Annotated in this window: 12 protein-coding genes; 6 read left to right on the plus strand and 6 right to left on the minus strand. The window is 64.2% G+C overall.

Features of this window, described 5'->3' with window-relative positions:
• The first annotated feature begins 19 nt into the window (after positions 1–19).
• From AC1DHX_RS06440 to AC1DHX_RS06450, 3 genes are all read left to right on the plus strand, one after another.
• Positions 20–601, plus strand: a complete 582-nt coding sequence (locus AC1DHX_RS06440; protein WP_459385646.1) for a PadR family transcriptional regulator — start codon at positions 20–22, stop codon at positions 599–601.
• A 174-nt stretch (positions 602–775) separates the two neighbouring features.
• Positions 776–1,873 carry an aromatic ring-hydroxylating oxygenase subunit alpha gene (locus AC1DHX_RS06445; protein ID WP_028277775.1) on the plus strand — a complete coding sequence of 366 codons (1,098 nt, stop codon included), beginning with the start codon at positions 776–778 and terminating at the stop codon, positions 1,871–1,873.
• Between the two features lie 35 nt (positions 1,874–1,908).
• The gene (locus AC1DHX_RS06450) at positions 1,909–2,913 is read left to right on the plus strand and encodes a PDR/VanB family oxidoreductase (RefSeq protein ID WP_476859944.1); all 1,005 of its coding nucleotides are present in this window, start codon (positions 1,909–1,911) and stop codon (positions 2,911–2,913) included.
• 67 nt (positions 2,914–2,980) lie between these two features.
• Here AC1DHX_RS06450 and AC1DHX_RS06455 read toward each other — a convergent pair whose 3' ends face one another.
• Both AC1DHX_RS06455 and AC1DHX_RS06460 read right to left on the minus strand, forming a co-directional pair.
• On the minus strand, positions 2,981–3,457 hold the full coding sequence (locus tag AC1DHX_RS06455) for a hypothetical protein (RefSeq protein ID WP_476859943.1): 477 nt from the start codon (positions 3,455–3,457) through the stop codon (positions 2,981–2,983).
• Positions 3,458–3,591: 134 nt separating this feature from the next.
• Positions 3,592–5,802 (minus strand): hypothetical protein, encoded by a 2,211-nt coding sequence (locus AC1DHX_RS06460; RefSeq protein WP_476899913.1) that lies wholly within the window; start codon positions 5,800–5,802, stop codon positions 3,592–3,594.
• 1,046 nt (positions 5,803–6,848) lie between these two features.
• On the opposite strand from AC1DHX_RS06460, the gene AC1DHX_RS06465 reads away from it, so the two are divergent.
• Positions 6,849–8,024, plus strand: a complete 1,176-nt coding sequence (locus AC1DHX_RS06465; RefSeq protein ID WP_476859941.1) for a zinc-dependent alcohol dehydrogenase — start codon at positions 6,849–6,851, stop codon at positions 8,022–8,024.
• A gap of 152 nt (positions 8,025–8,176) precedes the next feature.
• On the opposite strand, the gene AC1DHX_RS06470 is transcribed toward AC1DHX_RS06465, so the two are convergent.
• Both AC1DHX_RS06470 and AC1DHX_RS06475 read right to left on the minus strand, forming a co-directional pair.
• Positions 8,177–8,569 carry a VOC family protein gene (locus tag AC1DHX_RS06470; RefSeq protein WP_476859940.1) on the minus strand — a complete coding sequence of 131 codons (393 nt, stop codon included), beginning with the start codon at positions 8,567–8,569 and terminating at the stop codon, positions 8,177–8,179.
• 102 nt (positions 8,570–8,671) lie between these two features.
• Positions 8,672–9,931 (minus strand): NYN domain-containing protein, encoded by a 1,260-nt coding sequence (locus tag AC1DHX_RS06475; protein ID WP_476859939.1) that lies wholly within the window; start codon positions 9,929–9,931, stop codon positions 8,672–8,674.
• Positions 9,932–10,330: 399 nt separating this feature from the next.
• On the opposite strand from AC1DHX_RS06475, the gene AC1DHX_RS06480 reads away from it, so the two are divergent.
• Both AC1DHX_RS06480 and AC1DHX_RS06485 read left to right on the plus strand, forming a co-directional pair.
• Positions 10,331–11,146: an alpha/beta fold hydrolase gene (locus tag AC1DHX_RS06480; RefSeq protein ID WP_476859938.1), complete on the plus strand. Its 816-nt coding sequence runs from the start codon at positions 10,331–10,333 to the stop codon at positions 11,144–11,146.
• Positions 11,143–12,114, plus strand: coding sequence for a PAS domain-containing protein (locus AC1DHX_RS06485; protein ID WP_476859937.1), 972 nt, complete (start codon positions 11,143–11,145; stop codon positions 12,112–12,114). The genes AC1DHX_RS06480 and AC1DHX_RS06485 overlap by 4 nt, the downstream gene beginning before the upstream one ends.
• 83 nt (positions 12,115–12,197) lie before the next feature.
• On the opposite strand, the gene AC1DHX_RS06490 is transcribed toward AC1DHX_RS06485, so the two are convergent.
• Positions 12,198–12,377 (minus strand): hypothetical protein, encoded by a 180-nt coding sequence (locus AC1DHX_RS06490; protein ID WP_018775517.1) that lies wholly within the window; start codon positions 12,375–12,377, stop codon positions 12,198–12,200.
• A 365-nt stretch (positions 12,378–12,742) separates the two neighbouring features.
• Entirely contained in the window at positions 12,743–14,038 is a 1,296-nt protein-coding gene (locus tag AC1DHX_RS06495) for a cation:proton antiporter (protein ID WP_476859936.1), read from the minus strand.
• Positions 14,039–14,192 lie beyond the last annotated feature (154 nt).

Raw genomic sequence — 14,192 nt, forward strand, 5'->3', positions numbered from 1 at the left:
CGGAGAGGATCGGTGACGGGTGAGTTTGCGTTATGCCCTGCTTGCGCTGCTGACGTCTCAGCCCCTCACGGGCTATGACGTTTTCAAGCACTTTGAACAATCCGTCGGCTACGTCTGGCACGCACCGGACTCGCAGATCTATCCCGAACTCCGGCGAATGGAAAAGGATGGCCTGCTGAGCGGAGTGGAAGAGCCCTGGGGCAAAAAAGGCAAAAAGAAGCGCTATCACATCACTCCGGAAGGGGTCGAGGCTTTCCGGGCATGGATGAATACCACCCTGGACTACGCCCGGGAGCGTGACCCGATCCATCTTAAGGCGGCCTACCTTGAATGGGCCGACCCCGAAGCCGCGCGAGCGCAGATGCGCGCCCATATTGCCTATCACTCCTCCCGCGCGCAGCAGTGGCAGAACATGGTTGCCGCCTTGGAAGACCGGAGCAACCCCACGCTTGCGCGCCGCCTCGAGGCCGCGCCTGAGGAGGACCGGGCCAAGATTGCCGGCTACAAAATCTTCACCTATGAAGGCATGATCGAACGCGCCAAAGCGGAGATCGAGTGGGCCAGGCGCGGCCTGGAACTGATCGACAAGCTCGAGTCTTGAGTGCCGAAAGGCCCGGATGCCCGCCTGGGTGTCCGGGCCTTTTGTCGTCCCCTTCTGCGGTTTCGCTTATGGGGGCAGCTGGGGGGGGCCTTGCCACTACCTATCAACATAGTTATGCTGTGATCCAAGCCACTACCTATGAGCATAGGTATACCGTGAGGGGAAGGATCGATCATGACCGCGCTGATGCAGTCCATGAGCTCTACAACGAACAAAGTGCTTGGTTATCCGCTTAACGCCTGGTATGTCGCCGCGTGGGACCACGAGGTAACCCGCAAGCCGATGTCGCGCCGGATTGCGGACCGCCCGCTCGCCCTGTACCGCACCGAGGATGGCAAGGCAGTGGCGCTGGCGGACGCCTGCTGGCACCGCCTGGCCCCGCTGTCCATGGGCAAGACCCTCGGCAAGGACCAAATCCAGTGCCCGTACCACGGCATTATCTACAACTCCGCCGGCCGCTGTGTCTCCATGCCCGCCCAGGAAACCATTAATCCCAGCGCCACCGTACCGTCTTTCCCCGTGATCGAGCGCTACCGCTATGTGTGGGTGTGGCTTGGGGATGCCACCCTCGCGGATCCGGCCCTTATCCCGGACATGCACCAAATGAGCTCGGATGATTGGGCCGGTGATGGCGAGACCATTTTGGCGCCGTGCAACTACCAGCTCGTTCTGGACAACCTGATGGACCTCACCCATGAGGAATTCGTCCACTCTTCCTCGATCGGCCAGGACGAGCTGAGTGAGTCCGATTTCGTCGTGACCCATGACGACAACACCGTCACGGTATCGCGCTGGATGCTCGACATCGAGGCTCCGCCGTTCTGGCTCAAAAACATGCGGGACAAGTTCCCGGGTTTCGAAGGGCGGGTTGACCGCTGGCAGATCATCACCTTCCAGTCGCCCTCGACCATCAACATCGACGTCGGAGTAGCCAAGGCGGGCACTGGCGCCCCCGAAGGCGACCGCAGCCAGGGCGTCAACGGCTTCGTGATGAACACGATTTCGCCGGAAAGCGCCAAAACATGCCACTACTTCTGGGCCTTCATGCGCAACTACCGGCTGGAAAGCCAGCTGATCACCACCCAGCTGCGCAACGGCGTACACGGCGTGTTCGGCGAGGACGAAGAAATGCTGGCGGCCCAGCAGAATGCTATCGACGCCAACCCGGACTACGAGTTCTACAACCTCAACATCGACGCGGGCGGCATGTGGGTGCGACGGCTGATAGAGCGACAACTCGCCGCCGAAGGCCGACTGATCCCCACCGCCTGACCCGATCGCCCGATCCCAGGAAGTTAGAAGAAGACATGGCTGCAACGAACATCGAAGTCTGGCAGATCGGCACTGTGGTCGAGGCGGAGGACATTACCGCAAAGACCCGGCGCCTGGTCCTGGAACAGTCCAGGCCCATGAACGCCGAGCCGGGCTCGCACATTGACGTGATGGTCTCGATCAACGGCGAGCAGCACAGGCGCTCCTACTCCATCGTCGATTCGAGCGGGGACGGCCGACGTGTGGCGATCAGCGTCTTCAGGGCCCCTCAATCCCGGGGCGGCTCCCACTTCATGCAGGCCCTAGAGCAAGGCGACCGGCTGGAGATCACGCAGCCGCTGCAGAATTTCCCTCTGCGGATCGGCGCTCCGCGCTACGTCCTGCTGGCCGGCGGGATCGGCATCACCGCCATGATCAACATGGCCCGGGTGCTCCGAAACATCAAGGCCGACTACACCTTCGTGTACGCCGGCCGCAGCCGCCCCGCCATGGCCTACCTGGCGCAATTGGAGCAGCTGCATGGCGACGCGCTGCGAGTCCACGTGGACGATGAAGGCACAGCACTCAACGTAGATGAGCTGCTGGCCACGATTGAGCCGGACACCGAGCTGTACATGTGCGGCCCCATCCGGCTCATGGACGCCGTCAAACGGGGCTGGGATGCCCGGGCGCTCAGCGTGACAAACCTCCGCTACGAGACCTTTGGCAACAGCGGCTGGTTCGACCCCGAGGAGTTCGTGGTGCGCGTGCCCCGGTTGGGCGTCGAGGCCACCGTCCCCGCCGGAAAGTCCATGCTGGAAGCGCTCGAGGACGCCGGCGTCGACATGATGTTCGACTGCCGCAAGGGCGAATGTGGGCTGTGTGAAGTGCGTTTGCTCGGCCTGCGGGGCTCCATCGACCACCGCGATGTCTTCTACAGCGAACGCCAGCAGCATTCCGCAGCCAAGATGTGCTGCTGCGTCTCCCGGGCCGTCAGCCTAAAATCCGGCGCCCGTGCAGACTCGGCAGCCTCCTGTGCCATCGTCACAATCGACGTTTGAGTGCCCACAACTCCGCCGCTCGGGGCGGACCGGGAGTCCGCTGGCGAACCTGGACCACTCCCCGCTTTTACTCTTCGACGGCCCCGCCCGTTGACACTCCGCTCAGGGTGTCAATGTAATCGAGCGTTTTGGGACTGACATGCCGCACGGCCCCAAGAGCCTCCCGGAGAACGGCTCTGCGGGCGTCGTCGCCAAGTGCTCCTCGGAGTTCGACTACCGTCTCGATGCCCTGGCTCTCGAACACGCGCGTCATGTCCTCTACCTGGGCGAGGCGGCCGGGGGACGGCCAGCTGATAACTTCGGAAAGCGTCCCGGTATCGAGGCGCCGCCGGAATCCGCTGGTCGTGGCGGCATCAAGCCATGCCCCGACCAGAGCGACAACGCGCGGCCTGACGGTCGCGTGGTAGTTCTGTCGCCGCTGCAGGGTCGCATCGACAATGATGGCCCCGATGTGGTCCCAGCCACGGCTGACTTCGAGCGAGTCGTCTGTGCCGTGAGAGTCCAATTGCGCCGGGAGGTTGGCAGCATCGTTATCGATAGTCATAGGTGAATACTCCCATGTGACAGCACTGAGCGTGCGGCCGCGGCAGCCCAGATCGGAGCGAAACCGGGGGTATTCCGCTATCAGCAGTCCTGGCTGCCGTCCGACTGCCGGTTATGTGCGACCGCCGGCAGGATTCATCCGGGTGACTGACGTCTGATGGAAGCTGAAATTCGATCCTCCATGGCTCGAACGCCGCCGACCGCCGCGGGCCCCATCTGCTGCCTTGCGCGGTTCACCGCGTCGCGGACTTCGCGACGCACTACCCGTTCATTCTGGCTCGACGACTTTTCTCGCGTTTCCCTGGCTAAATCGAGCAGAGCCTGCGGAGCGTAGTGATTGACGCTCATGTCCGTGAGCAGGGGGAGCTGCACTCTCAGGTCCTGCTCGATGGCGGTGCGGAGCGGGCCCAACCGAAGCAATTGAGTGAGGAAATCCGGGCTCAACACCGGCGACGCAGGCGCTTGCGGGCCAAGGCGCTCCCGCAGGTGGTCCTTCATCTTCATGGCTGTTCTGTCGAACGTCAGCCACCATGCAAGGTAGCCCATGGGCGATGGTCCAATCGTCCGCCGATACTCGATGACGCCGACTGAGTTTTCAACGTCGTGGGCAACCAGGCGAGACCGTGTCCCTTGCTCGGCTCCGTACTCACCTCGTTGACGCCTTCTCTCGTGAGTCTCATTCCATAGTTCCTGAACCGCACCCCGGAGTTCGGTCGATGCGGCATCGGAGTGCTCGAGGAGACTCTTGGTCTCGATAGAGAATTCGTCGGCAAGGTAGTCGCTGACGTCCTGCAACGGCTGTTCTCGTCCACAGATATTCCGTTGCCAGTCCAGGAATTCAGTCTCTGGTCGGCCCGATAGCACGAAGGCCGAATAAAGGAAGGGGACCCTTCCCGACCAAGTCGATGTTCTGTTGTGACCATAAGCAACGGCCAGGTTGAGGTGTCTTTCAACTTCTTCTACGACTCCGTCCGTTACATATAGGAGCAACCCTGCGTCTACCGCTGCGCGCATCAGAATCGTAAAGTGGCGCTCTTCCGGATCGTCTACCAGGCTCTCTCCGATAAGCGGCAGGATCGCGGTGGTGTCCATCCATATGTCGCCTTCACTGAAGACGTTGAGCACGACTTTCTGGACGTCCGGGGTTTGTTTCAGGAACGCGAAAAGCGTGTATRCGTCAGCTAGTCGCCGAAGATGCGACTGTGTTTGCGGCGAAGGCTGTTCCAGTACGTGCATTATGGCCGCGGCCGCGGCATCAGAACTGAGCTCATGGATGCCGCCATTTGCTGTGATTCGGTCCGCTATGGCTACAGGGCTGAGTTGGAACGGTGCTCCTGTTTCCACGGCTGCGGCAAAAGACTCGCCTCGTTCCAGAAGTGTTTCTTCCAACACTGTCCGCAGTTGCCGAGAAACCTCGGTCAGCTGTGCTTCGCTCAGTGCCTTCGGTGCTTCGACGGCCCGAACCGCCGCGAGGAGTTTCGCATCGAGGACAGCTTCATCAAGAAGGAACTTGGCTGTCTGATCATTTATCCTCTTGGTTTCTTCAAAACTGAGATGGTAGGTGTCCTCGGCCCCGGTCGCTGATTTGTGTTGTTTGACGGGGCCCTTCCGAGACAGGCGGTTCAATGCGCTCAGGGTCAGAGCATCGACCTGCCCTCGCTTCCCCACGGGCATGCGGAGTGCGACGCCGTCTTTGATTTCGCTCAGGCTGAGCCTGTTGTATGTGCTCGAATCGTGAAGCGCCGCCAAGACCAATGACTCGAAGCAGCTCTTGGTAAGGCTCTGCTCGGTTGCCTGATCTTCGCCGTCGAGAGCCAAGTGCAGCACCGCGACCTTGCTCTCATCGGCGGTCAAGGTCGATATTCTTTCGAGGACCCCTCGTTTGGACAGGAGCGGATCCACAAATCTCTGAGCCAGCTCTTCACTGGCCACTCGTCGTTGCGGATAGGACTTCTCGCGGTCCACAAACCACGACCGGTCCCGGATGTCCACGGTTATATTCCGATCACGTCGGGACTCTTCCCTGAGTTCATCGGCGGCCGGACCAATCACCTGGTTGGTCAGGTAGATCATGGTGCTGACCGAAGGAAAATTCCTCTTGAGGGTGTCCAGTGTGCTCGTAATTTTAGTCTTCCAACTCGCCGTGACAGAGTACTGAAATGCAACTTTTGGCACCCCATCAATCGTGAATATTTCGGCGTCCCTGCCCTTGTCTCCGTTCGGAGCTGCCATCGTCCGCAGGGCTGGATATTCGACGGCTAAGAACTCCGACGCGAACGATTCGAATATCGCCCAGTCTCCAGGGCCAATCCGTTCTAAGGCGAGAGACAATCGCGGGTTCGGCATGACCGAATCATAACCACCACAAACCTTTCTTGAACATCGCCCCTGGGTTCGACAGCCGATTGTTTTTCGGGGGAGCGGCGGCCCGGTTCCGGTGCTTGCCTCGCGAGCGGCTTGGTCAAAACTTCCGCGCGGAATCAGGTGTAAACAGCCCGTTGACTTTCGTGTCTCCTGCGAGGACCATGACGAGTGAAAGTCAATGATGGGGGGGATAACTCAAAGTCTGACGTGCCAAAAATACGCATGTGTGCCGATTATTCCCGCGCCAAATTTTAGGCTGCCGCGGAATATCACTTACGYGAAGCTCGTGCTTACGCGTCTGTTAGACAACTCCGAATCTGGGGATCAACGGAGAGAAAATGATTAGCAATTCCTTTAAGCCGGTTGCAGACGCGCCCGGTGTTTTTACATCTGAACCTCTAGCGTCCGGCCAGAGCGATCGAATTCGTGCAATGACGCACGGTCGTGCAGCACTGTTAACAGCCGAATGCGATGCAGAGCGCAAGACGCCAGATTTCGTGGTCTCAAGGACAGCGAGCCCTGGGTTTGACGCAGCTGCGTTCAGTCTGTCGGGTATATGGGACGCGGCTAAGGACCTCACCGGTCGCGCTTGGGACGCAATTAACGACGTTCTGACTAACGAGGGCGGCGGCGGCGGTGGCGGCGGCGGTGGCGGCGGTGCTCGCATAATAGCGAGCACGGACGAAGCCGAAATCGTCACAGCCACTCGCGCGCCGGCACTGTAGGTAAACGACACCAAACGCAAACGGACGACGCCGGGAGTCCCGCCGTCGTCCGCTTTGTACGAAGGTGCCGCTGACCCGCCGGGCGGCTATTTGGGGCGGGCGGCCAGGGCGGATGCCAGGCCGTGGCCGCACCCTGTCCTCAGCCGCGGGCTTCCGCCCTTCGAACGCGCTTATCGCCAGCCGGCCCGAACTCAGCCACGGCTATGTAGGACTCAGGCCGACGCTCCTTCCCATCCGGGCGCGAACAAGGCATGCTTATTGATCAGTAGACTTACTAATTTGGTTGCGACTGAAGGAGCGAACATGAAGGCACTTACCTGGCAGGGCAAGCGGTCGGTCAGCGTGGAGATGGTTCCGGATCCGGTCATTGAGAAGGGCACGGACGCCATCGTCAGGATCACTTCATCGGCCATATGCGGCTCGGACCTCCACCTGTACGAGGTCCTTGGCCCCTACATGAAGGCCGGCGACATCCTGGGGCACGAACCCATGGGCGTCGTTGAGGAGGTCGGCTCCGAGGTCAGGAACCTCAAGCCGGGCGACAGGGTGGTCATCCCCTTCAACATCTCCTGCGGCCATTGCTGGATGTGCAAACAGGGGCTGCAGTCCCAGTGCGAGACCACCCAGGTCCATGCCCACAACAGCGGGGCGAGCCTGTTCGGGTTCTCCGAGCTCTACGGTTCGGTCCCCGGTGGGCAGGCGGAATACCTGCGCGTGCCCCACGCCGACTACGGGCCGATAAAGGTCGGGCACGAACTGCCTGATGAGCGGTACCTCTACCTCTCCGATATTCTTCCCACCGCCTGGCAGGGAGTGAAATACGCTGACGTCCCCGCCGGCGGCACACTGGCCGTCTTTGGTCTCGGCCCGGTGGGGCAGTTCGCCAGCCGCGTCGGTCGACACCTCGGCCAGCGCGTCATCGCCATCGAACCGGTTCCGGAACGCCGCCGCATGGCCGAGCGGCACGGGGTGGAAACGATCGATTTCACAGAGGACGTCAGTGACCAGCTTCGCGATATGACGGATGGAAGGGGCCCCGACGCGGTGGTCGACGCCGTCGGCATGGAAGCGCACAATTCGCCCGTCGGCGCCTTTGCGCAGAATGCGGTGGGGCTCTTGCCGGATGCCTTGGCAAAGAAGGCCATGGAGACTGCGGGCGTAGACCGCATGACGGTCCTCCATGCAGCGATCGACTCCGTGCGCCGGGGAGGCACCGTTTCGCTAAGCGGGGTGTACGGTGGCACAGCGAGCCCCATGCCCCTGCTGAGCATGTTCGACAAGCAGATCCAACTCCGGATGGGCCAGTGCAACGTCCGCCGGTGGACGGACGAGCTGCTCCCGCTCGTGGAAGATTCCGCAGACCCGCTCGGCGTCATGGACCTGAAGACTCACGAGGTCGACCTCGACGGTGCCGCGGCCGCCTACGAGATCTTCCAGAAAAAGGAAGACGGCTGCATCAAGGTGGTCCTGAAGCCGTAGCGAAGATATCCCCGCTCCGGGAGATCTCCTCAGGTCTTCCGTCAGCCGGACCCAAGCGCAGCTGGGCTCCCCATTCGACAGGAACGGGAGCCCAGCTAGCGACCTCGGTGAAGAGGAATCCCGCCGTCGTCCGCTTGTGTGTGAAACGTCCGCTATTCGCCGGCGGGTTGGAATAACTCGACAACGTTCCCGGACGGGTCCTCCAACAGGATCTGCTGTCCGCCTGGGCCCTTGACTATGTCGTTCCGGAACGTGACGCCTGCGGCGCGCAACCGTGCCACTTCGGCCGCGATATCGCCCACGATGAGGTGGATGCGGTTCCATCCTCCCGGGACGGGCACCGTGCCGTCCGGCATGGGACGGCCTGCCGAGCTGGCCGGCCCGCTCAGGAGGAGCCGCAACCGGCCGCGGGTGACATCGGCGAACGCCGGCGCGGCGCTCATCCTGACGGTGAATCCGAGATGCGTTGTATAGAAGTCGACCGCGGCATCGACATCGGCCACCAAGTACCGGACGCTGACCAGTTCCGTAAGGTCGTTGGGCATTTCCAGCTCCTTTCCGAATTCGTTTGGGAGTACCCGATGTCGATAGATCACACTGTGGATCGGTTTGGCACCCGGCGCAAGCCCACGACGGCGGGAGGTTCGCTACGCCCGGGAGCCGCCGGGGCCGGACTCCAGCAGCCCGCCGCCGGCCCAGCGCCGGAGCGCGAGCTTTTCGGCGTCGTCGAACTCCATGAGGGCCAGCCGGCACAGCTCTTCCACGTTTCTGGTCCACGCGGCAGCGAGTTCCGCCGCTGACATCTCCGCTGCGAGGGAGCCGCCGGCGTACACCACGCCCTGGACCACGAAGTTGACGGCCGAGCGGGACACCGGCTGCCCGGCTGCCACGCAGTCGTCCCGGACGGAGCGTGCCAATTCGCTGCGGTTGCCCGAATGGTCGCGCAGCTTCGCCGCCAGGGACAGGAAGACCTGTCTGAACTGTTCTGCCGACAGCGCCGGAACGTCCGTGACCCGGGTGACCTGCTCCTCGATCGCGGGCCGGGCGTCGGAGGCCAGCGAGGAGGGCTCCGGGGAAAACCGCTTCGCGTCCCACACCCAGCCGGGCGACGGCGTGGACGAGTATTGGATGCCCTGGCCGATCTGGGCGATCCAGGCCCCGAACTTGCCGTGCCCGCCCCAATCGGTCTTCAGCGACGGGTCCGCGGTCAGGGCCCGGTGCGCCGCGACCGCTCCCGTGACCGGACCCGGCGCGGCCTGCACCAGGGCCCGGACCTCGTCGGCGGCCGACGTCGCGGACCCGGGCGTGCCCTGGGCGGTGCGGAGCGGGGTGCCAAGTCCGGCGGACGGGACCATGCGGGGGATGCCGGCCGCGGTCCCGTTGAGGATTGCCACGAAGTCGTGGGACTCCACCACGCTGTCCGCCATCTCCCGGTATGCGAACGCCACGGCGCCGGCAGCGATGACGGTGGTCATGCGGTCGGCCGCCCGGAACCGCTGGACCAGCGAGGTGAAGTCGGCGTCGGCAGACGCGACGAAGAACTCCTCAATATGTGCCGCGCCGGCCAGGGCATCCATTGCGTCCAGCACCAGGTTGATGTCGGTGCTGGACTTGCCCCGTTGCGTCAGGGAGGGGCAGTCGATCACGCGGAAGCCCGCGCGGGTCCAGTACGGCCGGTACTTGGAGTAGATCACCGGATTGAGGTAGCAGTTGCGGATCAGGAAGCGCCGGGATTCTTCGCCCGCGCCGCCGGCGGCCAGCGCCTCCGTCCAGTGCTTGGGGTCCTCGGCGAACCTCTTCGCGGCCGCCGGGTCCAAGGCCATCAGGCCGGTATAGACGTTGTCGAAGTCCACGAACATCGCGGCACGGATGCCAGGCCGCCGGGACTGGGGGAGGGGATCACTCATCGGCTCAGTGTGCCAGCAGGAGGGCGGCGCGTGCCAGGGGTGGCCGCTTGGTTGCCCAGTTGCCGTCGTGTGCCGGACCTCATGGCGGGAACAGGAGGTCCATACGTGTATCCGGGATCGGCCGCGCGCGCAGGAACAGCTTGCTACGGCCAGTTTTCGGCTGTAAGCATCCCCGCCAGAAACCCCGCGTGACCTGCGAAGACGCATGTCCAGGCCCGCGGCCCACCGGACTAAGATGGATCCACGTCGTCGAAATACATCCTTGTAATATGGGAATTTTCGTGGGGCGGCGCCTGCAGGCGCCGGACGGATTTTTCTGGGCCCGAGGCCCGGACGAATTGTGCAGCCGTCGGTCTCGATAGGTGGGTCCATGTGTGAATTGGAAGAGCAGGTTGGCCGATGATGTCCGGTGCGGCAGCGCGCAACAACGTCCAGGTGCACGGGCCAGAAGACGGCCCGGCGCTGGTGTTCGCCCACGGGTTCGGCACCGACCAGAGCATGTGGGGCAAGATTCTGCCCCGGTTCACCGACCGCTACCGGGTGGTTCTGCTGGACCATGTGGGCTCCGGCGGCTCCGACCAGTCCGCCTACGATTCGGCCACCTACGCCACCCTTGAAGCCTACGTATGTGACCTGGTGGAAGTCTGCGGCGAACTCGACCTGCAGGACGTGACCCTCATCGGCCACAGCGTCGGGTCCATGATGGCCATCAGCGCGGCCGCCCGGGACGCAGGGCGCAGGTTCGGCCGGCTCGTGCTGGTCACGGCCTCGCCGAGCTATCTTGACCACCCCGAGGACGGCTACGTGGGAGGGTTCACCCGGCAGGACATCGACGACGTCTTCGAATCCCTGGATGCCAACTATGTGGTCTGGGCCGAGTCGATGGCCCCGGTCTACATGAATACGCCGCACGCTCCCGAACTGGAGCATGAGATCCAGGGCAGCTTCGGACGGATCAGCCCCCGGGTTGCCCGTGACTTTGCCCGGGTGGCGTTCCTTTCCGATGTCCGGCACCTGCTCGGCGAGGTCACCATCCCGGTGCTGGTCCTGCAAAGCACCGACGACGTCGTCACGCCGGACCACGTGGGAACCTACCTGCACCACGCGCTCCCGAACAGCACTCTGGTCCGGCTTGCGGCCACAGGCCACTTCCCGCAAAGCAGCGCGCCGGAGGAAACGTCTGCCGCCATCCTCGAATTCCTGAAGCCGGCATGACCCGGACCAGCGCCACGGCCGTCGATTACGGCCAGCTCTTCCACCAGGCGCCCGCTGGCTACATCGTTGCCGGTACCGACGGGACCATCCTGGCCGCGAACGCCACCATGTGCGCCTGGACCGGAATCCCCGAAGGCGGCCTCGACGGCACCCGCCTCCTGGACCTCATGCCGGCCGGGGACAGGCTGATGTACCGGACGCACGCCGGGCCAAAGCTGGAACGCGACGGGCACCTCGCCGAACTCTCGATCGAGCTGTTGGGACAGGACGGGCAGCGCAGGCCCGTCCTGCTGTCCGTCACCCGGACCGTGGACGGGGTGGAACCGAGGGATTTGATGATCTTTTTCGCGGCCCCCGAGCGGCGGCGGTATGAGCGCGAACTGGCCAGCGCTCACCGGCAACTCGAGGATGCCGAGGCGGACCGCGCCACGCTCCTGCGGGAAGCCCACCATCGGGCGTTGCATGACCCGCTGACCGGCCTGCCGAACCGGCGGCACCTCGAGGAAAACCTGCTGGCGGCCCTGGCCAGCGCCGGCGAACAGCGGAACCGCGTCGGCGTACTCTTTTGCGACGTCAACAAGTTCAAACAGGTCAACGACACCCTGGGCCACGCGGCCGGCGACCAGGTCCTGGAACACGTGGCGCTGATGCTCTCCCAGGCCGTGCGCGGCGCGGACACCGTCACACGCTACAGCGGGGACGAGTTCGTTGTCCTGATCCCTCGGCTGGAGCACGCGGCGGAGCTCGAGGCGGTTGCAGAGCGCGTCCGGAGCTGCCTGGCCGGCGCCATCACCATCGCGGGGAGCGAGCTCCGGCTGGGCATGTCCGTTGGCCAGTCGGAAACGGTTGTCCCGGCGGACGCTGATCCGGCCGCGCACAAAGAACTGGCCACGGCCCTGCTGCTGGCCGCAGATCAGGACATGTACCGGGTCAAGACGGAAATGCGCGGGGCCGTGGGCGCCGGTTGATCCGCGGGCTTAAACGCCAAACGACGACGGCGGGACGTGGGTCCCGCCGTCGTCGTTCGGCCTTGCTGCCTGGAACCCGGGCTTTAGGCGCCGTGGTTCAGGCTGAGGGTGAAGGTGTTCGGGCCGCTGGCGTGGACCGCGATGTTGCTCTTGGCGGTGTTGTGGCGCTCGGAGAGCTCGTGGACCAGTGCGTCCAGCTCGTGGTGCATGGTGGAGCGGTCCCAGAGCTTGTGGGTTACAGAGTTGGCAGTTTCAAACGTCATTGTTCAGTGCTTCCATTTCATGAATCCGGATGTCCGGCTGCCGCACCGATGCGGAGCCGCCGTAGGGGCCAAACCAGGAACGCCTGAGACCGTGGGCAGCTCTGCGAGCTCACCGGTTTGGCCTCATTGCGTCCACCAGGATGGGTGCCCGGCGTTTACTGCGGACGCGGAACGTCGCAGAAATTCGTCAGGCTGCACCGGCAGGAACGTCGCAGTCCCTGCCTTGCCTTTCCATAGTGCACAGCGCCGCGCGGGAGGCTCAAGCCAGATGGCGAAATTTGCGCGTGAGACTCATCACAGCCGCTGTGCCGGAACGCGGACGGCGACGACGGCACCCGAGTCCGGCGCGGACGGTTCAGTGCGGTCTAGGGACGGGACCGCTTCGACCGAAAATGCGGAGGGTGGATGTGCATGCGGCTCAGCCCCCGGGCGGGGGCCGGAGAGACCGGCACCGGTCCGCCGGGCTCCGGTCCCGCTGCGGCAGCGGCCCGTCCGTAGCGGGCAGCCAACGGTGCGGCGCTGAAGCCGTGGGCCAGGACGCTGAGCAGTACGGTGGCGGCGATGACGGCCACAGCCTGATCGGACACTGGTCCAAGGGCTTCCAGCGCCAGCAGCGCGAACACCAGGGACGCCAGTCCGCGCGGGCCGAACCAGCCCACGAACAGGACGGTCTTCCGGTCGAGGCCGGCGCCAATTGAGGCCAGCGCTACCGGCAGCATCCGCACCACCGTGAGGCTGAGCACGGCATACGCGATGGTCAGGGGGAGGGAATGCTTCAGCATGATCGGCACGGTGATGGCTCCGAAGGCCAGCCACACGAGCAGGGACACCAGGCCGCTCATCTGCTCAACGAAGGCCAGTTCTGCCGGCCCCCGTTCCCCGGCGCACGTGCCGAACGCCAGCCCGGCGCAGAACGCGGCGACGAAGCCGTTGCCGCCCACCGCGAGTGCGGCGCTGTAGGAGAGCAGGCTCAGGGCCAGGACGCCGATGCCGGCGAAATCCTCGGTTGCGGTCCCGCGCCGGCGGGCCAGCTGGAGCAGCCACCCTCCCGCGGCGCCGGCCGCTGCGCCGACACCGGCGCCGATGAGCAGCTCCATGGCCGCGCTGCCTGGGCCTTCGGCGCTCTCCAGGCCTGCTGCGGCGGCCGCGCCGGCGATGGCGAGCATGACGACCGGGGTAGCGATGCCGTCGTTGAGGCCGCTTTCGACCGTGATCAGCTGGCGGATCCGCGACGGCACCGCCGGATTCGTCACCACGGGTATTCCGAGTGCGGCGTCGGTAGGGGCAAGCGCAGCACCGACGAGGAGGGCCAGCCAGAACCCGAACTGGGGAAAGAACCAAGCGGCCAGGGCCCACCCGAACACAATCGTCAGCGGCAGACCGACTCCCAGCAGCCGCACGTAGCGGCTCACGTCTTGGCGCAATTGCTGGAGCGGCAAGCGGGCGGCGTCGGAGAAGAGCACCCACACCAGGGTGACCTCGACAACCGGGGTGATACTCGCCAAGGGCGACGGGCCACTAACCAGCCCGGACCAGGCCAGGGCTGCGCCGACAGCGGTGAACACAATAGGAGCGGTCAGGTCCGCCTGCTGCAGCCGCGCCGACACCAGCGCCCACGCGAACAGGAGGGCGGTGATGAGGACAATGACCGTCAGCTCCATGGCGGATCGGCGCCCGTTTCCGTGGGCGCAGCGTGAGGGCGGCCCGATTCCAGCAGCCGGATGGGTCCGCCCACAGGGATCACGCTCCCTCCGCCGATTGCACCAAACGTTCCCCTGCAGTTCAGTGAATCCGCCGGCCCGGGACCGCGCCAGA

Source organism: Arthrobacter sp. 05N33_2, from assembly GCF_056397425.1.